Annotated in this window: 13 protein-coding genes; 1 reads left to right on the top strand and 12 read right to left on the bottom strand. The window is 72.0% G+C overall.

What is annotated here, in order from left to right; translation table 11 throughout:
* Nucleotides 1-577: 577 nt before the first annotated feature.
* From VGC13_RS18855 to VGC13_RS18905, 11 genes are all read right to left on the bottom strand, one after another.
* On the bottom strand, nt 578-1,210 hold the full coding sequence (locus VGC13_RS18855) for a DUF4390 domain-containing protein (RefSeq protein WP_331126829.1): 633 nt from the start codon (nt 1,208-1,210) through the stop codon (nt 578-580).
* Entirely contained in the window at nt 1,207-2,967 is a 1,761-nt protein-coding gene (locus tag VGC13_RS18860) for a hypothetical protein (protein ID WP_331126830.1), read from the bottom strand. Before VGC13_RS18860 ends, VGC13_RS18855 begins: the two co-directional genes overlap by 4 nt.
* Before the next feature lie 565 nt (nt 2,968-3,532).
* Nucleotides 3,533-4,897, bottom strand: a complete 1,365-nt coding sequence (locus VGC13_RS18865; RefSeq protein ID WP_331126831.1) for a sigma-54 dependent transcriptional regulator — start codon at nt 4,895-4,897, stop codon at nt 3,533-3,535.
* A 583-nt stretch (nt 4,898-5,480) separates the two neighbouring features.
* A complete protein-coding gene (locus VGC13_RS18870) occupies nt 5,481-7,235 on the bottom strand; it encodes a serine hydrolase domain-containing protein (RefSeq protein ID WP_331126832.1) in 1,755 nt (584 codons plus the stop codon).
* A 97-nt stretch (nt 7,236-7,332) separates the two neighbouring features.
* A complete protein-coding gene (locus VGC13_RS18875; RefSeq protein WP_331126833.1) occupies nt 7,333-9,882 on the bottom strand; it encodes a M56 family metallopeptidase in 2,550 nt (849 codons plus the stop codon).
* A complete protein-coding gene (locus VGC13_RS18880) occupies nt 9,879-10,262 on the bottom strand; it encodes a BlaI/MecI/CopY family transcriptional regulator (protein WP_331126834.1) in 384 nt (127 codons plus the stop codon). Before VGC13_RS18880 ends, VGC13_RS18875 begins: the two co-directional genes overlap by 4 nt.
* A gap of 455 nt (nt 10,263-10,717) precedes the next feature.
* The gene (locus VGC13_RS18885; protein ID WP_331126835.1) at nt 10,718-12,571 is read right to left on the bottom strand and encodes a methyl-accepting chemotaxis protein; all 1,854 of its coding nucleotides are present in this window, start codon (nt 12,569-12,571) and stop codon (nt 10,718-10,720) included.
* Nucleotides 12,571-13,674: an ABC transporter substrate-binding protein gene (locus VGC13_RS18890; RefSeq protein WP_331126836.1), complete on the bottom strand. Its 1,104-nt coding sequence runs from the start codon at nt 13,672-13,674 to the stop codon at nt 12,571-12,573. The genes VGC13_RS18885 and VGC13_RS18890 overlap by 1 nt, the downstream gene beginning before the upstream one ends.
* A gap of 715 nt (nt 13,675-14,389) precedes the next feature.
* Nucleotides 14,390-16,615: a TonB-dependent receptor gene (locus VGC13_RS18895; protein ID WP_331126837.1), complete on the bottom strand. Its 2,226-nt coding sequence runs from the start codon at nt 16,613-16,615 to the stop codon at nt 14,390-14,392.
* 107 nt (nt 16,616-16,722) lie between these two features.
* Entirely contained in the window at nt 16,723-17,502 is a 780-nt protein-coding gene (locus VGC13_RS18900) for a zf-HC2 domain-containing protein (protein WP_331126838.1), read from the bottom strand.
* A complete protein-coding gene (locus VGC13_RS18905; protein WP_331126839.1) occupies nt 17,499-18,008 on the bottom strand; it encodes a sigma-70 family RNA polymerase sigma factor in 510 nt (169 codons plus the stop codon). The genes VGC13_RS18900 and VGC13_RS18905 overlap by 4 nt, the downstream gene beginning before the upstream one ends.
* A 297-nt stretch (nt 18,009-18,305) precedes the next feature.
* On the opposite strand from VGC13_RS18905, the gene VGC13_RS18910 reads away from it, so the two are divergent.
* Nucleotides 18,306-18,683 carry a hypothetical protein gene (locus VGC13_RS18910; RefSeq protein WP_331126840.1) on the top strand — a complete coding sequence of 126 codons (378 nt, stop codon included), beginning with the start codon at nt 18,306-18,308 and terminating at the stop codon, nt 18,681-18,683.
* A gap of 310 nt (nt 18,684-18,993) precedes the next feature.
* Here VGC13_RS18910 and VGC13_RS18915 read toward each other — a convergent pair whose 3' ends face one another.
* Nucleotides 18,994-20,028, bottom strand: a complete 1,035-nt coding sequence (locus VGC13_RS18915) for an ABC transporter permease (protein WP_331126841.1) — start codon at nt 20,026-20,028, stop codon at nt 18,994-18,996.
* Between the last annotated feature and the right edge of the window lie 708 nt (nt 20,029-20,736).

The raw sequence follows: 20,736 nt of genomic DNA on the forward strand, positions 1-20,736 counted from the left end.
GCGTCCGGAATCCGCCGCAACACCGCAAAAGATTGGGGGTCACGCAGAGGCCATAGAGGCCACAGAGGAAGTGATACCGAATCCCGCAGTTCATTGTGCGCCCAAACTTCTACTGCCGTCTCACGCAAGGCACGAGAGCACGGAGGAGAAACCCTGTTCTCTTGTCTTCTCCGTGTCTCGGTGTGACGCCGAATCCGGGAAAACAACACCTTCATGCGTACAGAGGAACAGAGTCAGACAGAGGAACCAGGATAATATCTCGGCTCGCTTTCTCTGTCTGACTCTGTATCCTCTGTACGATTATTCTTTGTCAGGATCTGGTCTGAGGATGAGACGGCCTGTGGGGAATGCACAATCGGGCTGAGAATCTGGTATGACGCCGCTTCTCTGCTTTCTCCGCGTGAGAAGCCGTTGCGGCGAGCCGGGCTTCTGCGTGAGGGATGCGCGCCCGCAGGGCCGAGAACACGGCGCGGATGCATAAGAGGGGCGGGAACGTGGAGATGATGGTGAGCGCCGAGCCCCCGGCCCGGAGCGCAGCGGAGGGACACGCCCAAACCCGCCGTTGCCGTTCAGCGAATCAGCCGACGCGGAAGATGCCGGTTCGCGCCTCGTAGCGGCGGGAGGGCAGCCCCAGCAGCCGCACGAAGATGCGCCGCACGCCGCGCTCCACCCCGCGCGGCTGCGGGCCGGGCGCCCGGGCCGGCCGCGACTCGCCGCGCAGCCAGCGGCGCATGTCGTCGAGCTCGTCCAGCGACAGCGTTTCCACGTTCAGCCGCACCAGGTAGTAGTGCCGCCCGCCCGTCCGCGGCACCAGCGTGGGCGCCAGGGCGGCCTGCAGCGCGGTCTGGGCCGCGGCGAGCGAGCTGTAGCGCCGCTGCACGCGGCCGTCTTCCAGCGTGTACCCCTCGCCCAGCGGGGCGCGCAGCAGGGCGCGCGACACCTCCTGCGTCCCCACCAGCTGGTCGAAGGGCTCGGCCTTGAGCCACAGCTCCACCCGCAGGTGAAAGCGCAGCGGCAGCCCGTTCTGCAGGGCGTCGCGCAGGGCGCGGTCGCGCATGACGCCCTGCATGCGCACGGTGGGCCGCCAGCGCACGTTTGCGCCGCCCACCGACACGGTGAGCGGCGCAGGCGACTGCGCGGCGGCCGGCGCCGCGTTCAGCAGCCCCAGCGAAAACAGCAGGACGAGCGCGAGCCGCGCGGTTCCGATCAAAACCTGGGCGCCAGCCGGATGAAGAAGTTCACGCCGCCGCGGCCGTAGGGGTCACGCACCGGCGTGGCCACGTACAGCCCCAGGTCGCCCAGCAGGATGCCGGCGCCCACGTCCACGGCGGTGGGCTCGTCGTGGCGGTTTTCCAGGCTGGTCCACCCGGCCCCCGCGTCCACGAACAGCACCCACCCCAGGCCGGCGTCCACCAGGCGGAAGCCGGCCCAGCCGCCCTGGCCCTCCTCGTCTTCGGCGGTCTCGGCGGACTGCAAGCCCAGCCCCGCGGGAAAGGACAGGTCGCCGCGGTACTCGGCCTGGAACAGGGCAAAGCGGTCGCAGCCGTACGCGTCGAAGAAGCGCGTTCCGCCCTGGCCGCCGCGGGTGCCGGAGAACGACCGGGCGCCGCAGTCCAGCGACAGCAGGCCGTAGCCGGGAAGCGAGCCGGCGCCGCCCAGCGCGTGCTGCCGCTGCGGGGGCAGGGGGAACACCGACATGCTGCCCCCCACGGCGATGCGCAGGTTGAGCCGCTGCGAAGGGCTGATGCGGTTGTAGCGGCGCAGGTCCAGCAGCCCGCGCGTGTACTCGCCAAAGCGCACGTCGGGCGCCACCACGGGAATGCCCACGTTGCTGACGTAGGTGGGGCGCACCAGGTCCGAGGCCAGGGTGTGCTCCACCTCGGCGCGCACGTACCACCCGGCGGAGGGGTCCCACTCCTCGCTGCGGGTGTCGACGACGGCGGAGCCCAGCAGCGCCCGCAGCGGCCCCTCGGCCACCAGCGGCTGCATGCGCCAGGCGCGGTCGTTGTCCAGCAGCGCCCACGGGGTGCCGGGGGCCACGCTCTCGTGGTCCTCCCACAGCACCTCGGCCGTCAGCGCCACGGACGAGCCGGGGGGCGTGACCATGGCGTAGGCGCTCCACCCCTGGCGCTGGTAGTGGTCGCGGTGGTCCTGGTGCAGCACGAAGGTGGACAGGCTGTTCTCCAGGTCGGTGAGGTGCCCGCCCTCGATGGGCTCCACCACCGAGAACACCCGCGCGCCCACCCGGAACGCCTGAAAGCCGCCGATGAACTGCTCGACGCGCACGTCGTAGCCGAACCGCTCCGGCCCCTGCTCGGTGGGTTCCTCGCTGCGCATGATGCCGGTGGACCGCACGCGCAGCGGGTTGGAGCCGCCCGTCTCGACCTCGCCGCCAAAGTGCACCGGCAGCCCCTCCACGCGGTTGTAGCTGCGCCCGGGGGTAAGGATGAAGCGCGCGCCGCCGCGCCGGTCCGGCCGCTCGCCGCGCCCGCCGCTCACGGATCCGCCTTCGGCCCCGGGCTGGGCGCCGGCCGCCAGGATGCCGCAGACGCCGCTGACGTCCACGTGGCCGCCGCGGCGGCAGTGGGTCACAGGCTCGGCGAAGACCACCATCTCGCCGGTGACCTCGCCCATGGCCTCGCCCTGGATCTCGCCGCCCACCACGATGACGTCGCCGCCCACCCGGGCGCCGTCCACCAGCTGCAGGTTGCCGTTGACCACCACCACGCTGCCGTCCACGCGGCCGGCCAGCTGCAGGTCGCCGTCCAGCACGGCCACGTCGGACGCGACGGTGCGCCCCGCCTCCACCGCGGTGGCGCCCTCGTGGCGCTGGGTGGCCGGGTCGTTCAGCACTTCGGTAATCCGCTCGGCCAGGTCCCGCGGCAGGGCGCCGGGTTCCTGTGCCCACGCCCCCGCGGGGGCGGCAACCGCCAGCGCGGCAAGGGCGGTCAGCGCAAGGATGCGCATGGTTCACTCAAGGGGTAGGGAATAGGCGCGGCGACGTCCGCTGCCACTGCATGGGTGCAAGGCGAAGCGCGTGCCCGCGCCGCCTTCTGCTACAAACTACCGTACTCCATCCACTTGCGGAATGTACCCCGCACATCCGGCGGCGGGCGGCGTGTCACAGCGACGCGCGCTTCGGACGCGAAACCGCGGCAGTTTTCCGAGAAACCGTCGGTCGGCGCGCCCCGGAGACTGTCATTCCGAGGCCCGGCCACACTGCCGCTGGACGTTCGCGCCGCAGGTTGCAGGGCCGAGGAATCTATTCTCGGCTTGCTCGAAGCCGGACGCGGCAGCCCGCGCCAAGGCCGCGGTGGCGAAACCGCCAGACAGGGCCGGTCCGGGGCATCGCGGCAGGCCACGAGGAAACGGAAGGTAGATTCCTCGGTCGCACGCCGGATCCGGGGTGAGGGAAGGTGCAGTGCGGCGCTCCCTCGGAATGACAGATCCGGGGTGCGGCCAGCGTCCTTTCTATCAGGAGGCGCCGCGCTCCCTCAGGAAGTCATCGCTGCTCGACGACTATTGGACGCCGTCAGCGCACCACGTCCAGGCGGCGCATGCGGCGGTACAGGTTGGCGCGGTCCGTACGCAGCTTGCGGGCGGCCTCGGCCACGTTGCCGTCGGCGTGGTCCAGCGCGCCCACCAGCAGCTGCCGCTCGTACTCGTCGAGCCGGTCGCTGAGGGGGCGGTCGTCGTCGTCGTGGTAGGCGGCGGCCTCGACGGGGAGCGGGCCGTCGGCGGCCAGCAGCGCGCGGATCTCTCCCGCGCCCACCTCGGCGCCCGCGTGCAGGATGCTGATGCGCTCCAGGATGTTGGCCAGCTCGCGGACGTTGCCGGGCCACGGGTGCCGCGACAGCGCCTCCATCCCCGAGGGCGAGATGCGGGGCGGCCGCAGGCCGTGGCGGCGCTGGTTGTGGGCCAGGAAGTGCTCCACCAGCAGCGGCACGTCGCCCGCGCGCTCGCGCAGGGGCACCAGGTGCAGCGGGATCACGTGCAGGCGAAAGAACAGGTCCTCGCGAAACTTGCCGGCCGCCACCTCTGCCCGCAGGTCCTTGTTGGTGGCGGCCAGCACGCGCACGTCCACGGGAATGGGCCCGCTGCCGCCCACGCGCTCGATCTCGCCCACCTCCAGCGCCCGCAGCAGCTTGGCCTGCGCCTCCATGCTCAGGTCGCCGATCTCGTCCAGGAACAGCGTGCCCCCGTGCGCCAGCTCAAAGCGGCCGCGGCGCCGGTCGGTGGCGCCGGTGAACGCCCCGCGCTCGTGGCCAAACATCTCGCTTTCCACCAGGTCGCGGGGGATGGCGGCGCAGTTGAGCTTGATGTACGGCCCGCCGGCCCGGTGCGAAAGGCGGTGGATGGCGGCGGCCGCCACCTCCTTCCCCGTCCCGCTCTCTCCGGTGATGAGCACGCGCGCATCGGTGGGGGCGATGCGGCTGATCATCTCGCGCACCTTCTCGACCGCCGCGCTGCGCCCCACCATCTCCTGCGCGCCGCCCAGCTCCTCGCGCAGCACCTGGTTCAGCTCGCGGCTCTTCCGCAGCTCCAGCGCCGACGCCAGCGTCAGCAGCACCGCCTCGGGGGTGAGGGGCTTTTCGATGAAGTGAAAGGCGCCCAGCCGCGTGGCCTTTACCGCGTCGCCCAGCGAGGCGCGGCCGCTCATCATGATGACGGGCAGCTGCGGCGCGGCCTCGCGCAGCCGGGGAAGCGCGTCGAGCCCCGTGTCGCCGTCCATGTACAGGTCCATCAGCACGGCGTCGGGCTCTTCGGACTGCACCTCGGACAGGGCCGCGCGCGCGTTGGGCGCCTCGCGGATCTGGTATCCCTCGGCGCGCAGCAGGCTGCCCAGCATCCGGCGGATGTTGGGCTCGTCGTCAACGATCAGGATGCTGGCAGGCATGAGGCGCGGGTGCGGCGGTCCATCCAGGATGTAGCTGAGTGACACGCCTTCTACGCCACGCGCGCGGACAAGGTTTCCTCGCGCGTCCTCCAGGCCGGCAAAAGAGGGCATCACACAGAGTCAGCAGAGTCAACAGGGTGCAAGTTCCTCCGTTAACTCTGCTGACTCCGTGTGCGTTCCCCACCTGCTCCGCAGACCCTTGCTCAGAGGGTGTTGCCAAACCTCCCGGCGTGATCGACTTCCTGAGGGAGGCGCCACCCCGTACCTCGCTTGTACACTGCACCCTGGCGCCGACCGAAGGACCTCGCCAGCAGAACGACGGGGCTGGTCCCGCGGGATGAAGCCGGCCCCGCCTCGCCCGGAGAGCAGGTCCATCGGTCGCGCGCAGGCGGTTGTGTGGAATCAGGTTACACGTGGTGCGCTCCCTCAGGAAGTCAGCGCTTCTTTGTGATTTGGGAGTTTAGCAACACCCTCTCAGGAAACCGGGCCGGCCGTACCCGCACCCGACCCGCGTTGCCGACCATCTCCTGTCCCCTGTCCCCTGTCCCCTGTCCCCTGTCCCCTATCCCCTGTCCCCTATTCCCTATTCCCTGTTCCCTGTTCCCTGTCGGCCCAGGCGCACGGGGCCGGCCGGCGTGTCGGCGACCAGGGCGCCGCCGTCCAGGCGCAGGCGGATGCCGGCGCCGGTGGCCATGTCGAACGACTGCCACGCGTCCGCCGCCACGGGGGCAAAGACGACGGGCGGCGGCTCGCGCATCGGCGACAGGCCGGCGACCCTGCCGTTCTCCCAGGCGACGCGCAGCAGCGGCGTACCGCGCTCGAAGCGCATCCGCACCACCGTCACCGCCCCCGGGCCGCGCGGCAAGGTGCCCACGTGCTCCACCCCCTGCAGCGCGCCCAGCCGCGCCCGCGCGTCGGTCATGTACTCTTCGTGCAGCCCGCGCACCTCGTCGGCGGAGGCTTCCGGGCCGAACGCCTGAAGGAGCAGCGCGTAGTCGCCGCGGGCGGCGGCCTGCAGCATGGCCACGGACTGCGCGCCCAGCGCCCGCATCCGCGCGTCGGGCGCGCTGCCGTTCAGCAGCGCGTACGCGGCCTCGCCGTCCGGGCGGATGGACAGGCGCGCGCCGTCCGCGGCCACGAGCAGCGCGCCGCCCTCCGGCAGCCGGTACGTCCCCGCCAGTGCGGCGGCGCGCGCGGCGTCCCCATCCACCGTGACGGGCGGCGCGACGACGGGGCCGCCGCCAAAGATGGTGCGGGCCACGGCGCTGTTCGCCCGCTCGGCGGGGGCCTCGGTGGTGTTGCTCATCACCAGCACCACCACGCCCTCGTCCACGTAGCGGCGAAAGTCGGCGAAGAAGATGCCGTTGCCGCCGTTGTGGGCGATCAGCCTGGTGTTCCTGGTCGTGTTGAAGATGGCCCAGCCGTAGCCGTAGTGCGAGCTTCCCTCCTCGTCCTCGGGGACGTGCGGCGTCCACATCTTCCGCTTCGCCTCCGCGCTGAGGATCTGGTCCCCCGCGAGCGCCTGGTGCCAGCGGAACAGGTCGGTGACGCTGCTGAGCACGCCGCCGTTGCCGCGCAGGTTCCAGTACGGCCCGTCCGCCGCCCACAGCTTGTCGACAGGCGTGCCCCAGCGCTGGTCGTTGCGGTAGCCCACGGCCAGCTCGCCCGGGCGCCACTGCACGCCCGTGTAGCCGGTGCGCGTCATTCCCGCGGGCGCCCACAGCGCCTGGCGCAGGTACGCCTCGTACGGCATTCCCGACGCCTTTTCGACGACCATCGCCAGCAGCGAGTAGCCGGCGTTGCTGTAGCGGTAGCGCGTGCCCGGCGCCCACAGCAGCTCCGAAGCGAGGATGACGCCCGCCAGCGAGTCGCGCTCCGCCACCTGGTAATCGCCGCCGAACACGTCGCGCACCCCGGCCGAGTGGGTCAGCAGGTGGTGCAGGGTGATGGCCTGCTTGTCGGCGGGGACGTCCTGGAACCAGCGGGAGAGCGGATCGTCCACGCTCACCTTGCCTTCCATCTCCAGCCTGAGGATGGCGGCGGCGGTGAACTGCTTGGTGATGGAGCCGATGTCGAACACCGTCTCGGCCGTCACCGGCACGCCGTTCTCCCGGTCCGCCCGCCCGTACCCGTTCGCCAGCACGACCTGCCCGTCCCTGGCGACGAGAAGCGAGCCGGAGTAGCCGAAGGGCACCAGCCGCGACATGTGCTCGTCCAGCCGCCGCGCCACCTCGCGCGGGTCCTGGTCGATGGGAAGGGGTCCGGGCTGCTGCGCCCCGGCGCTCGCGGCGATCGTCATCGTCAGGGCGAGCGGGAGAAGGATTCTCTGCATCGTCATCATTCGTCTCAGGCCAGGGCTCCGCCCCGGGATGCCCGATGTGGACATCCCGCGGGGGCCGTTCTCGATGGATTTCGGTGGATGGATGCCGCCGGTGCTACCAGTGGCGGTTGGGACGGGTGGAATCGGCGAAGTGGGTGAAGATGCGGCGCATCCACGCCTCGCGGTCCATGCCGCTGAAGTCGCCGCTCCATTCGTAGCGGAGGCGGCCGTCCGCGCCGGGGGTGATGCGCACGCGGCGGGTGGCGGAGCCCACCGTCTCGCGGAAGACGATCCAGCCGCCGGGCTCGATGCGCTGCACGGCGCCGCGGTCCGGCCGCAGCGTGACGTACCGGGCAAGAAGGAGCTTCTCGGAGCGCGCGCCGTCGTGCGTGCCGGTGTGGGTCAGGATGGTGGTGGCCTCGGGATCGTCCTCGCGATCCGCGGGGACGGCGCTCTCCGCCGCCTGCGGCGCGCGCCCGTACGCCGCCAGCACCCGCCCGCGCGCCCCCGCGTCGCCGATCCACCCCGCGGCGGCGCGGTACGCCTGCGCCACCTGGGGGTCGCGCGACAGGCTGGGCGCGCCCTGGCTCAGCAGCAGCTCCTTTTCGGCGTCGGATGGCAGCGCGGCCGCCTCGCCGATCACCCGCACCTGCATGGCCGCGTCCAGCGACCCGCTCACCAGCAGCGCCACCAGCGCGCGCCGCCGGTCCGCCGCGTCGTTGATGCGCCCGGCGGCGGCCAGGTAGGCGGCGTGCACCGGGCGCTCCGCCGGCAGCGCGGGGGCAACGGTGCCCAGCAGCAGCTCCAGCTCGCGCCCGCCGCCGATGCGACGGGCGTGGCGAAAGAGCTCCATCCACCCCGCCGTCCCCAGCTGTCCGGGCGCCGCCAGGGCCGCCAGCACGCGGCGCAGCTCCGGCTCCGGCTCCACCCGCGCCGCCGCGCGCAGGTAGGCCGCGTGCACCTCCGCGTCCGCGGGGAGGCGGGGCGCGGCGCGCTCCAGCAGGGCGGGGATGGCGGCGTGGTTTTCCAGCGCGGCCACGCGGTCCAGCACGCCGCGCATGGTCGCCGCGTCCACGCCGGGGCCCAGCAGGGCGTCGGCGTACTCCGCCCGCAACGTCGCGTTGCGGGCCCGGTCCATCTCGCCCGCCACGGCGGCCGGCCCCTGCCGCGCCAGCAGGGCCGCCGCGCGGTGGCCGGCGCCGTAGCTGGTGATGCGCATCATCTGCGGGAGGGTGGCGGCCAGCCACCGCTCCGCCTGGGCGTTCCACGGCAGGTCGCGCCCGCCGGCCCGGATGGCGGGATGGATGCCGCCCTTCTCACCCGGGCGGACGACGACTTCCGTCCCCCGCCCGCCGTCGCGCAGGGCGATGCGGAACGATCCGCCCGGGCTCACGGAGCGCACCGCGTCCAGGGCGTCGCTGAAGCGGATGTCGCCCTGGATGCGCGCCGTGCCGGTGCACGAGCCGCTGGTCCAGCGCACGTGGCGCACGCCCGCGTCGTCCACCTCTTCGTCGAACGTCCCGCGCCCGGGGACGAAGCACCCGCCGGGGGAGACGGCAAACGGCTCCGCCGCGCCCGCGCGGGCCGGGGTCAGCGCCGCGATCAGCGCCAGCAGCACCCCGCCGCCGATGAGCGCCGGCGCCGCCACGTACGCCGGTACGGGGCCGCGCACCCGGTCGGCGCTGAGCACCGCGTGCAGCCGCGTCTTGAGCTGGCTGGGGCGCGCCATGGGGACGGCGGCAAGCATGGCGGCGCGGGGCGGGCGCAGCGTGCGGGCCACGTCCAGCAGGTGGCCGGCGTAGTCGGCGCCGCGCGATCCGGTCAGCAGCACCTGGTCGTCGCAGGCGTGCTCGCTTTCCAGCCGCATCCGCCGCGCGGCGGCCCAGGCCAGGGGGTTGAACCAGTGCAGCGCGCACGCCGCCTCGGCCACCAGCTGCCAGGCGCAGTCGCGGCGCCGCACGTGCGCCAGCTCGTGCGTAAGCACCGCCTCCAGCCGGTCCGCCGGCCACCGCTCCGTCCCCGCGGGGAGCAGCACCCGCGGCCGGACGATCCCCCAGGTGAGCGGCATGCACCCCTCCGCCCCCTCCAGCAGCGTGACGGGACGGTCGATGGACAACCGCCACACCAGCCGGTCGCGCATCTCCACCGCCGGCCCGTGCGCCAGCGGCCGCGCCGTGCGCCCCTCGCGCCGCACGCGGGTCACGCTGGCCGCCAGCCGCAGCAGCGCCAGCGCCGCGCCGATCATCCACGCCAGCAGCGCCACCCGGCCGAGCATGTCGAGCCTCCCGCCCCGCTCGTCCGCCGCCCCGGCGGCCTGCGCCACGGAGCGAAAGGGCTCGGCGAGGGGCGCGCCCATGCGGACGGTGGTTTCCGTCGTCTCCACCCGCGGCGCGGGCGCCGGCTGGACGGGGGCGGGGGACGCGGAGGGCGCGGGATGGGCGGGAAGGACGTCGATGCGCAGGCGCGGCAGGGCAATCCCCAGCACCGGCAGCGCCAGCAGGCCGGCGAACGCCAGCGTCCACGCCAGGTGCCGCGCGGACGCCGCCGCGCGCCGCAGGGCCAGGGTGGCGATCGCCGCGGCGGCCAGCACCACGGTGCCCTTGAGCGCCAGGTCCGCGACCGCGCTCACCGCCGCCGCCGTATCGACCGAGATCAGGCCGCTCACTTGCCCTCCTTCTGGCGCCGGATCAGCTCCTCCAGCTCGCGCATCTCGTCTTCGGAGAGCGCCCCCTCGTCGGGATCCAGCAGCGCCGCCACGGCCTTGGCGCGCGACCCGTCGAAGAAGGTGCGCACCAGCCGGTGCAGCGCCGACTCGCGCGCCTCGTCGCGGGGAATGACGGCGGCGTACAGGTAGCGCGGACCGTCCTGCGTGGCGAGCAGGTAGCCCTTGTCCTGCAGCTTGCGCAGCATGGCGCGCACGGCGCTGTAGCTGGGCGGCTCGGGAAGGTCGGCCAGCACGTCGGCCGCAGTGGCGGAGCCGCGCCGGTACACGGAGTCCATGATCTGGCGCTCCCGGCGGGTAAGGTCGCGGTAGGCTTCGCGCATGGGGATGAACGACGGAGGAGGAGGAAGGCGGTGTGCTACGTCCGTAGCACCATGCTACGAACGTAGCATCGGCTCCGGGAGACGTCAAGCGTTTTGTATCTGGTGATGGCGGAGGTGTGTCCGCGGCCTCGGCGGGAGCGAGTAAACTCGCCGCAACAAAAGCGGAAAGCCCCGCCACGGGCTCGCAAAGCTCGCCGGGCGGGGCTTCAACACCATGGGCGCTGCGCGCACGAGATCCGTCATCCCGAACATCCAGCATGGGGATGCTCCTGGCTTGTCGCGGCGCTTCGATCCTCGCGGACGATCCCTCTACTCTGTTGACTCTGCTGACTCTGTGTGAGGCCCGTCCGTTACGGAGCCTGATGAAGATCCGGAGACTCCGCGGAAACGCAGCCACCCTCCCCCGGAAGGCCGGAGGAGGGTGGCTGAATCACGTCAGGTGGCGTCCGCCGGGCTCAGGTGAGCGCGGCCTTGCGCTTGCGGCGGCGCCTGGGCTCCGGCTCGTCCTCCGGTGCCTCGGAGGGGACGAACAGGTGGGGGATGGCGATGCGGCCAAGGCCACGCGGCCCATCCCCGGCCGCGGGCTCCGGCTGCGCGGGGGCCACGCGCAGCTCGCCCACCAGGCTGCGCAGGTCGCCCGCGTTCAGGGTAAGCCGCCCGGTGGCCTCGGCCACCATGCGGCAGGCGGCCTCCTGCTGCCCGGTGGCGGCGCGCACCCCCTCCGCCGCCTCGGCGTGGACCACGGCCGTGTCGGCCACGGCGGCGATGTCGTGGGCGGCCTCGACGGCGGCCAGCGCGTTGCCGTCGGCCAGCTCCGTCACCCGGTCGGCGGCCACGCGCGTGCGCTCGGCCGCGTGCACGATGGTGGTGAGCGCGCCGTCCACGGCGTGCGCCACGCGCTCGATCTCTTCGACGTGCGCGGCGCCGGCCGCCATGGCCGCCGCGGTGCTGTTGACCTGCTGGGTGATGGTGCGCGTGAGCACCGCCACGTTCTCGGCCCCCTCGCGCGCCTGCATCGCCAGCTTGCGCACCTGGTCGGCGACCACGGCGAAGCCGCGCCCCTCCTCGCCGGCGCGCGCCGCCTCGATGGCGGCGTTCAGCCCCAGCAGGTTGGTCTGCTCGGCGATGTCGTTGACCGTGCGGACGAAGCTGCTGACGTCGGCCACGGCCTTGTTGAGCGCCACCGTCTCGCCCGCGGCGGCCTCGACGGTCGCCTTGATCTTGAACAGGGTGCCGATGGTGCGCTCCGTCTCGGCGCGGCGCGCCTGGGCCTCGTGCTCGATGCTGGCCGCCAGCGCCGCCACCTCGCGCACCTCGGCCACCATCCGCCGCGCCGTGTCGAGCATGGCGCGCAGGGCGCCGTCCACCCGCCGCAGCTGCGCCACCTGCCCCGTGGCGCCCGCCGACACCTGCTCGATGCTCTCGGTGACCTCGCCCACGGCCGCGGCCAGCTGGGTGCTGATGGACGACAGGTCGTCGGCCGACGAGGCGATGCCGTCCGCCGCCCGCGCCGCCCCCGCGCCGATGCGCGAAAGCGAGTCGCTGGTGCGGTTCATCGCCGTCGCCAGGATGTGCAGCTCGTCGGGGAGCCGGTCTTCCGTGCGCGCCGTGAGGTCGCCCTCCGAAAGCCGCCCGGCGTGCGCCGCCAGCTGGTCCAGCGGCCCCGTGATGGAGCGCAGGATGGTGAGCACCACGCCGCAGCCGATGACCAGCGCCGCCGCCAGCAGCGCCGCCAGGATCAGCCGCCACCGGTTGGCGTCGGCCTCGAGCTCGCTCTCGGCCCGGCCCACGCGGGCGCCCTTGACCTGCGCCAGCTTCCCCAGGTCCGTCAGCATGGCGGCCTCGATGGCGCGCGCTGTGTCGGTCTGCGCCACCGCCTCGTCCGCGCGCTCCAGCTGCGCCAGGCGGCGGGCGGCCACGTAGCGCACCTCGGCGTCGCTGAGCTGCTGGTCGATCCCTACCACCAGCTCCACCTCTTCCTGCGTCTGCCCTTTGCGGCGCAGCAGCTGGCGCTGGGTGCGGTGCGTCTGCCAGCGCAGCGAGTCGAACTCCGCGGCCGCGCTTTCGCCCTGCTCGATGTAGCGCGCCGCCACGGCGATCTCGCGCGCCACGTCCGTCGACAGCGTCACCGAAAGCCGCGCGTCCTGCTCCACCCCTTTCATGGAGTGGCGGATGGCGCCGCTCAGCACCGTCATCGACCGCCATCCCACCGTGCCGGCGATGGCCAGCAGCACCAGCACGATGCCAAAGCCCAGCACCAGCCGGGCGCGGATGCCCGACCACAGGCGGCGCATCAGGGGGCGGCGCATCACCGGGCCTCCAGGGGGACGAGGGTGCCGCCGCGCGCCTGCGTCATCACGAAGCCGCCGCGGTCGGGGTCGCGGTCCGGCCGAAAGCGCAGCGGCCCCGTCACGCCGCTGAACGCGCGCCCGCCGTGCACCGTGGCCAGGTAGCCGCGAATGGCCTCACGCCCAAAGCCCACCTCGGTCATGGCCTTGGCCAGCAGCTTCGTGGCGTCGTACGCCATGGCGGCGTTGGCGTCGGGCTCCACGCCGTAGCGGGTGCGGAAGGCGTCCACGAAGCGCACCGCCTCGGCCCGCGTGTCGCGGATGCTGAAGGGCACGGCCACGTACACGCCCTCGCTGGCCGCCGTGTCGGTGACCACCCCCGACCAGCCGTCGCCGGCCACCCAGCGGGTGGCGAAGCCCTGCCGCCGCGCCTCGCGCAGCAGCGCCTGCCCGCTGATCTCCGTTCCCGCCACGAACACCAGGTCCGGCGCCACCTGCCGGTAGTAGCTCACGAACGGCTCCACCCGCTTGCCGTCGCCGCCGATGGGGTCAACCCCCACCAGCTCGCCGGGATAGGCGGCGCGAAAGGCGGCGGCCAGGCCGCGGCCGTAGGTGTTGTTCTCGTACAGTACCGCGACGCGCTTCGGCCGCAGCCCGGCGGCGAAGCGGGCCAGGTTGGCGCCGTTGGTGGAGTCGTTGGTGGTCACGCGGTACACCCAGGGCGACACGCCCGTCAGCTCGGGCGAGGTGGCGCTGGGGATGACGGCCACCAGGCCGCGGTCGTACACGCGCGCCGCGCCCACCATGGCGCCGGAGTTGGCGTGCCCCACCACGGCCTTTACGCGGTCGTCGGCCAGGAACTGCTCGGCGATCTGGGCGGCCTTCACGCCGTCGCCGCCGTCATCCTGGGCCTCCACCGACAGGCGGGTGCCGCGCACGCCGCCCCCCGCGTTGATCTCGTCCACCGCCATCTCGACCGCGCGGCGCACCATGCGGGCGTAGCCCTCCTCGAAGGGGCCCGCCGTGCCGATGGCGACCTCGCCGCCGCCCCTGGCGCAGGCGGCCAGCGCAAGGGCGAGCGCCGCCGCGCCGAGCGGGCGCCCGGCCGTAACCTTCCAGTGCAAGGTGGAGCTCCGCGTCCGGGGGGGTGAGATGAAGGAGGGAGGCGTGATGTGTTTGCGCCGTGCCCTAAAAGGCGTTTGCCTTCGCACCGCAGGGGAGCGCGGTTCGGGCAGGCCGGCGGGACGGCATGGATTGGATCACAGGAGTATACACCAACAAACTTCTGTCGTCAAATGCTGCAGCATCAAACGGGAGCAGTCTCTTGGATCACGCATCCATCCTCATCGTCAGGGCATCACATCTCCTCTATTGGCAACGCCTTGATGACTTTTGGCGAAGCTGCCGAACCGCTCCGGAAACACGTAGCCGCGACGCAATCAGCGCAAGAGAAGTCGGATGAGGATGGGGATGCGCGAGGCACCACGCCGTGCACAATGCGACGCGGTGCCGCAAAACGCCCTGGCTGCCTGACGCTGCAGAAACGATGACTCATGCGAGACGCGGAGAGAACCGTTCTTCCTTTCCCTCTGCGCCTCTGCGTGACACCGGATCCTGAAAAAGAATCATCGTACAGAGGAACAGAATCAGACAGAGGACCCCAAGATGATGTTTCAGCCCGCTTTTCTCTGTCTGACTCTGTTCCTCTGTACCCATGAAGCCGTTGTTTTCCCGGATTCGGCACGAGGCCTGTTGCCGCGATGGGGGACGAACGAAAGAGCCCTCCCCCGCGCGCACGGAGAAGGGCTCGTCATCCATCCATCGAGCAGAGCCGGGCGGTCAGATCTTCCAGGAAAACCCGAACACCGGCACCAGCGGCAGCGCCCCGATCCCCGGAATCCCCCCGCCCTCCTCGCCGCCGAAGTAGCGGTAGAACAGCCCGTCGCGGCGGTCCAGGTCGTTGATGACGCGCAGGTACGGCGTCACCTGCGTGCTGCGCCCCGCCACCGTGGGCGTCCAGGTGCGCGAGATCTCCAGGTCCAGGCGCAGAAAGCCGTCGGGGACGGCGTTCAGCGGCGCGTCGGTGTCCAGGTCGACCCCGCCGGCGTTGGGCTCCGGGCCCGGGATGGAACCCCCGTCCAGCACCCCGTCCGGCAGGGTGGAGCGCGGCGACGACAGCCCGGGGAGCCCGGACCCGTACGCCAGCCGCACCCCCACGTCCGTGTGCTTCCACGCCAGGCCCTTGATCCCGGCGCTCACCGTCTGGCGTCCGTCGCCCCGGCCCCCGGCCCCCATGCCGGCCTCCGTGCCGATTTCCGATCGCCACGTCCAGGTGAGCGAGTACCCGAACCACCCCGTAAGCCCCCCGGTGGTGCGCCGCACCCACACGTCCACCCCCGAGGTGTGCGCCGTGCTGGCCAGGGTGTCGGCCGCCGCGTTGCTGGGCAGGCCGCTGAAGCGCTTGTAGAAGCCTTCCAGCCCCAGCCGCACGCCGGCGTCCATCTGCTGGTCCAGCTCCAGGGACAGGTGCGTGGCCCCGCCCACCGCAAGGTCGGTGGGAATGCGCGCCGCGTCGGCGAAGTTGCCCGGCTCGTTGTTGAAGGGGATGCGGCGCGGGACGCGGATGTACTGGTGGTAGCGCCCGCCGGCCAGCGTGAGCGTGGCCCCGTCGCCCACCACCACCGTGGCCGAAAGGCGCGGCGCCAGCGTCCCCACGCCGCCCACCGAAAAGGCGTCGGCACGCACGCCGCCGCGCAGCACGAAGAACCGGCTGGGCTGCCAGGTGCCGTCCAGGTACCCGCCCGCCGTGGCGCCCGGCGCCACGTTGCGCAGCAGCTTCTTGACCGGCTGGGGCTCGTACGCGCGGTACCGCACCACCGTGTGCTCGAACGAGGCGCCGTAGCGCAGCACGATGGGCCCTTCGGCGCGGAGAAAGTCCAGCCCCGCGCGCACCCGCTCGCTGCGGCCCACCAGGTTGAAGTAGCGGGTGCGGTCGCTCAGGGGCAGGTCGGCGTCGTAGCGCCCGCCCGCCAGCGTCATCTCCACGTCGGCGCCCTCGAAGCGGCCCCGGTAGCGAATCGACCCCGCCAGGTTGCCCCAGCCGGCCTGCCGCTCGCGGCCGCCGGGAAGCGTGTCCACCCGCACCCCCTCGGTGTTGGCGAACAGGGTGGCGCTGATGCCCCCCTCGGGGAGCGGCAGGTCTACCCGCAGCAGCCCGTCGGCGAAGTCGTAGGGAAAGGGGCCGCCGTCCAGCCGCACCAGGCTGGCGCCGTGCACCGTGCGCACCGAGCCCAGGTAGCGGGCGGCGCCCAGCGGCCCCTCCACCCGCCCCGCGGCGCTCACCATGTCCAGCATTCCCGCCGCCGCCGGGCGCTCGCGGCCGCTGCGGGTGGACAGGTCCATCACGTAGCTCAGGCCGCCGTCGTACCGGGCCGGCGCGCCGCCCAGGTACATCCGCGCGCTTCCCACCACGTCGGGCTCGAAGGTGTCGATGAGCCCGCCCATGTGGAAGGGCGCGTACACCGGCGCGCCGTCCAGCAGCACCAGCTGCAGGTTGGCCGCGGAGCCGCGCACGTACAGCGCGTCGCCGTTCACCGTCTCGGCGTCGCCGGGACGCTGCCCGATGGGGTCGCCGAACGCGGCGTCCAGCGCCGCGTGGTGGTCCACCACCAGCTCCACGTCCGGGCGGGGAGCGGCGATGCTGTCGGCGCGGGGGTCGGCGGGGGGCAGCACGCGCACGGTGGCCAGGGTGATGGGGCGGTGCACCAGCGACACCCCCACCTCCACCTCGCCCCCGGCCGGCACCGTCACCCCGATCTCGTACGGCGCGTGCTCCAGGTGCCGCACCCGCAGCATCTGCTCGCCCCCCACCACCTGCAGCCGGTAGGCGCCGGTGCTGTCGGTGATGGCGTGCACGGTGCGGCGGCCGTCGTCGGCCTCCACCACCGCAAGGCGCACGGGAAGCCCCGTCGGCTCGCTCTGCACCGTTCCACGGATCACCCCCCGGACCGTGTCCTGGGGCGGGGCGGAAGCGGTGAGCAGCGCGAGCACGACGGGGATCAGCATGAAGAGCCTGGCGTCTTCTTTGTCTCGATTTCGGGCGGGTGCCTCCGCGTGCGGCGAAGGGCGCCCCGGCTTGCTTCGGCGGCCCGCCCGGGGCGGGCCGCGAACTTTTAGTTGTCGCCGGCGCGGAACACCGGCTCGGTGGCGGAGCCCGCCACCCGCGGCGCCAGCGAGCGCAGCCGGCCGCCCTCCTTGGCCGCGTACACCCGGCCGTTCACCTCGACGAACGCCGCGTCGGCGCTGGCGGGGAGGGTGACCACCAGCTCGCCGGGCCCGGCGCCCTGCACCTCGATGCGGCCCGGTCCGGTAAGGAAGCGCGCCGTGGTGGCCGCGCCGGTGGCGGTGACCTCGGCGCGGGCGCCGGGAACCAGCTTGGCGCGCACCCGCAGCTCGGGCGACGAGCCGCTCACCGCGATGCGCACCCGCCCGCCGGAGGGAAGGATGGACACCGCCTTGGGCGCCGCCTCCACCACCTCGGGGGCCGGGGCCGGCGCGGGCGGGAGCGCCACCGGGGCCTCCTGCACGACGCGCTCGGGCGCATCGATCCCCACCCACTCGCGCACGGGCGAGCCGGGGATGGTGGCCGCCGCGGCGGCGCCGGCCAGGGCCAGCACCAGCGCGGCGGCGCGGGGGAGCGCGCGGCGGGCCTCACCCATGGCGCCGCCCGTGCGGCGGTGCCGCGCAAAGCGGGCCTGGGCGGCCAGCACGGGCGGTGTGGCCTCCACCAGCCCCAGCAGGGCCGAGGTCCGCGCCGTCAGTCCGCGCAGCTCGGCCAGCTCGCCGGCGCACGCGGAGCAGGAGGCCAGGTGGCCCTCCGCCTCGGCGCGCGCGCCGGGCGAAAGCTCGCCATCCAGCAGCTCCTGCAACGTTCCTTCACCCAGGTGTGTCATCCCTCCTCCAGTCGGGCGTCATACACCGCCAGGAACCGCCGTGTTGCGCGGGCCAGCAGCGTGCCTACGGAACCCGGGGCCACCGCGGCCACCCGGGCGATCTCGTCGTATCGGAACCCCTCTTCGCGCATCAGCAGCATCTGCCGGTCGCGGGCGGGGATCTGCTCCAGCGCTTGGCGGACGGAATCCACCTTGCGCTGGCGCTCCAGCGCCTCGTCGGGCGCGGGAAGTGCGGACGGCTTCCACGGGGTGGCGCTCAGCAGCCGCTCGCGCCGCCGCGACGTACGGGTGCCGTCGCGGAACAGGTTGGTGGCCACGGTAAACAGCCACAGCCGCGCCTCCTGCTCGGGCATGGACCGGCCCAGCAGGCGTACGAACGACTCCTGGGCAATGTCCTCGGCCGAGTCCTGGTCGCCGGTAAGGCGGTGCAGGTAGCGGAACAGCGACGGATACACGTCGCGGAACAGCGCGTCGTAGTCGGTGCTTCCCCCGGACACGGCACTCACGGTCGCACCTGCTTCCGCGGCGCCCCTGCCGGGACGATGGGCATGCGTAGAGTGCACGGGACGTCGGTCATCGCGGGGAGAAAGCCGATTCCAGGCCGGAGCGCGGGGCGTGTGCCCGCAGTCGGCGTCGCACAAAGAACGCCCTTGCCGCGGCAATCGTGACACCGGCCGCCGGAGGGCGCAAGTGCGTGCGGTGTCACGACGCCGCGTGCTGGATCGTTCTTCCTGCGTACCGGGCCGCGGACCGTCCGCGCCGGGTGCCCCGCTCCCGCACGACTCACGTTCTTTCGTGGTACCATGAAGATCTCTGCGCTGCTGGCGCCGGCCCTTTGCCTTGCGCTTGCCGGCTGCGACAACTCGGCCCTCTCGGTGGTGTGCCCCGACGACCCGCAGCCTTCGGTGGTGGTGGGCGTGTTCGACTTCGAGGGCACGGCCATGGCCCACGAGACCCGGGGCTGGTACACCGTAGCCGGCGTAACGGACTCGCTGCGCCACGCCACCGTGGGGGGCGTGCAGCAGCTGGCCGCCTACGGGCCGCCGGGCGTGTACGACGTGCGGGTGGAGCGTCCCGGCCAGCCCGACTGGTCCGTCACCGGCCTGCAGGTAGAGGACACCGAGTGCGGCCCCGCCACGCGCCGCATCAACCTGCAGGTGCAGGCGGCGTCGGTGAACTGATTCCACCCCGCCCCGCGCGACGGAAGCCCCGCTCCCCGGCGGGGCTTTTTTCGTTCCCGATCCATCCTCCCGATCCGCCAGGGCCGCACAAGACAGCACCGCGCGGCGCCCTCCCTCATACCGAATCTCGAAAAAGAATAATCGTACAGAGGAACAGAGTCAGACAGAGGAAGCGAGCTGAAATATCATCTTGGTTCCTCTGTCTGACTCTGTTCCTCTGTACCCATGAAGGTGTTGTTTTCCCAGATCCGGTATCAGAATGACGATTTTGTCGGATCTGGCACCACGCGCCAAGCCCGTCTTCCGGAGATCACTGCCAGCGGAACCAGCGGACGGAGAGAAGGAAGGTCACCGCCATCCACGCGGCCAGGATGGCCAGCTCGCCGGCGTACGCGGCGAAGGGAAGCGCGTCGTTGTAGACGGCCCGCAGCGCGTCGTTCAGCGCGGTCAGCGGCAGCGCCTGCACGAAGGGCTGAATGGCGTCGGGGTAGCGGCTGGCGGGAAAGAACACGCCCGACAGCACGAACATGGGAAACATCACCAGGTTCAGCGCGCCGCTCAAGCCCTCGATGGTCTTGGCCCGCGCGCTGGCCAGCAGCCCCAGCCCGGCAAAGGTCATCGCCCCCACCAGCGTGACCAGCGCCAGCCCCAGCAGCGAGCCCTGCACCGTCACCCCGAACGCCAGCCAGGCGAACAACACCACCGGCGGCACCTCGAACGAAAGGAACGAGAGCCGCGCCAGGATCTGCGCCAGCAGAAAGTCGCGGCGGCGCATGGGGGTGGAGGACAGCCGCTTCAGCTGCTTCTTCTGCCGCATCTGCACCAGCCCGAAGCCCATCCCCCACATCCCGGTGGACATCAGATTCATTCCAATTAGCCCCGGGAGCACCCAGTCGATGTAGCGCCCGCCCGGCCGCCGCTCGCGGTCGTGGATGGACGGCACCCGTTCGGTGACGCCGGCGGCGCGCTGCACCACGCGGTCCGCCACCAGCTGCGCGCTGCGGCTCTCCGCGCGGGCCGGATCGTAGCGGTAGGTGAGCGCGTCGCGCCCGGCCAGGAGTACCGCGATGTCGCCCTTACGGATCGCGTGATCAGTCGAGTCAGGCGGCAGGATCGTAAGCTCCACCTCATCCGAGTGGGCCAGCGCGGGAGCGTAGCGCTCGGCCACCGACCCACGCTCAACGCCTACAGCGACTCTTTCGGCCGGGCGCTCACGAAAGGCGAGCCCCAGGCCGATCGCCATGATGATGGGGAAGCCGAAGGTCCAGAACAGCGCCTCAGGCTCACGGAGGAAGCTGCGGATGCGTGCGAGCGTGAGCTCGCGCAGAGGACTCGGACCGTGCATGCGGCGGACTGTCTCAGATAGGGAGAAAACTCGGAAAATTAGCGGTAGCCGCCGAGCTTCCTGGATGCGCTGTCGCGGCGCTGGGAGGGCGCATTCGTGACAAGATTCGTGACAACGCTGGCGCCACATGCACAGGGCTTGCCGCCCCAGTACCCGCGCGGCCTTTTCCAGCCGGTGAAGCGCAGCGGCGCAGCGAACAATCCGTGCTCCCCAGTGCAGTGATCATTATCAGAGAGAATGTGGATTCGTTGGGGGACGGCGATGTCCTCAATCGAACGGTCCTACGGGTTCACCGATGTGCTGAGCAACCGTGAGTGGAAGCGGCCGCAGACATTTCTGGTGTTCATCTCAACCGATAGGAGCCGTCCCGAGATTTGCATTATACGCCGGGTTGTGCTACACTAGGCAGACCATTCATCCGCCTTGGACAGTTCTTCCTCGCTGGACGATTAACTCCGCCTAATCGTCTAGCTGGCCTCGCTGCCCCCCCCCCGCGCCCCACCGGCCTACCCTTTGAACGCCATATCCGAGGCCGTCCGTGATGAGGTTGAATTCGCTTTTGCAGAGCTTCCGTTCTTTCGAAGCCATTTAACGGCGGCCGGAGTTCGGCCCGAGGATCTCCACACCTCCGACGATCTGCGTCGTATCCCGCCTACCCACAAGGTACACTACCGGGCCCATTTTCCTTCAGGAGTGGTGGCGCCTGGC

Origin of the sequence: Longimicrobium sp. (assembly GCF_036399255.1) — a bacterium.
GTDB lineage: Bacteria > Gemmatimonadota > Gemmatimonadetes > Longimicrobiales > Longimicrobiaceae > Longimicrobium.

What these genes read in the sequence shown, in the direction of transcription:
- VGC13_RS18860 (WP_331126830.1), bottom strand. Translation starts at nt 2,967, where the DNA reads ATGCGCATCCTTGCGCTGACCGCCCTTGCCGCGCTGGCGGTTGCCGCC.
- VGC13_RS18865 (WP_331126831.1), bottom strand. Translation starts at nt 4,897, where the DNA reads ATGCCTGCCAGCATCCTGATCGTTGACGACGAGCCCAACATCCGCCGG.
- VGC13_RS18870 (WP_331126832.1), bottom strand. Translation starts at nt 7,235, where the DNA reads ATGACGATGCAGAGAATCCTTCTCCCGCTCGCCCTGACGATGACGATC.
- VGC13_RS18880 (WP_331126834.1), bottom strand. Translation starts at nt 10,262, where the DNA reads ATGCGCGAAGCCTACCGCGACCTTACCCGCCGGGAGCGCCAGATCATG.
- VGC13_RS18885 (WP_331126835.1), bottom strand. Translation starts at nt 12,571, where the DNA reads ATGCGCCGCCCCCTGATGCGCCGCCTGTGGTCGGGCATCCGCGCCCGG.
- VGC13_RS18895 (WP_331126837.1), bottom strand. Translation starts at nt 16,615, where the DNA reads ATGCTGATCCCCGTCGTGCTCGCGCTGCTCACCGCTTCCGCCCCGCCC.
- VGC13_RS18900 (WP_331126838.1), bottom strand. Translation starts at nt 17,502, where the DNA reads ATGACACACCTGGGTGAAGGAACGTTGCAGGAGCTGCTGGATGGCGAG.
- VGC13_RS18910 (WP_331126840.1), top strand. Translation starts at nt 18,306, where the DNA reads ATGAAGATCTCTGCGCTGCTGGCGCCGGCCCTTTGCCTTGCGCTTGCC.
- VGC13_RS18915 (WP_331126841.1), bottom strand. Translation starts at nt 20,028, where the DNA reads ATGCACGGTCCGAGTCCTCTGCGCGAGCTCACGCTCGCACGCATCCGC.